This is a genomic window from Nocardia cyriacigeorgica (assembly GCF_010858045.1).
In the GTDB taxonomy this organism is placed as follows: domain Bacteria; phylum Actinomycetota; class Actinomycetes; order Mycobacteriales; family Mycobacteriaceae; genus Nocardia; species Nocardia cyriacigeorgica_E.
On record NZ_JAAGVC010000106.1, the window covers coordinates 1 to 522 of the forward strand.

General features: G+C 66.3%; 1 protein-coding gene and 1 pseudogene. Both read left to right on the top strand.

The features are described from left to right. A pseudogene (locus GV790_RS31485) lies at positions 1–153 on the top strand (cytochrome P450); the annotation flags it as partial. Between the two features lie 55 nt (positions 154–208). Continuing rightward, the coding region (locus tag GV790_RS28910; RefSeq protein ID WP_309139047.1) for a TetR/AcrR family transcriptional regulator at positions 209–522 on the top strand (314 nt) is incomplete at its 3' end.

The window sequence follows — 522 nt, forward strand, 5'->3', positions numbered from 1 at the left end:
GACAATGGTGCGGCCCGCATGCAGGCGCGGGTGGCGATGGAGGAGTTGCTGGATCGGTTCCCGACATATCAGGTCGACGTCGACGCGGTCGAGTACGCGACCGGACCTTATGTCCGTCGCCCGACGACGGTCCCGTTCACGTGCACGGCATGATCTGTCGGAGGGCGAAGGTTGGCCTCGGGTAGTGATCGGCCGGGAAGGATTGGACGTGAGCAGTGATTGGCTGGCCGGTGGGCGGGCTGAATTGGCGGCGGAACGGATCCTGGACGCTGTGCGTACCTTGTTCCTGGACAAGGGCGTCACCACGGTCGGGATGGCAGAGGTCGCCGAGGCGGCCGGCTGTTCCCGGGCGACGCTGTACCGCTACTTCGACAGCAGGCAGTCGCTGTATGTGGCGTTCGCCGGCCGGGAGGCGCGGCTGCTGATCGAGCGGGTGTGGACCGAGCACGGGTTCGATGGTTCCGATCCCGAAGGCCAGCTGCTCGATGTGCTCACCGCCATGCTGGCCGAGGTGCGTAAGAC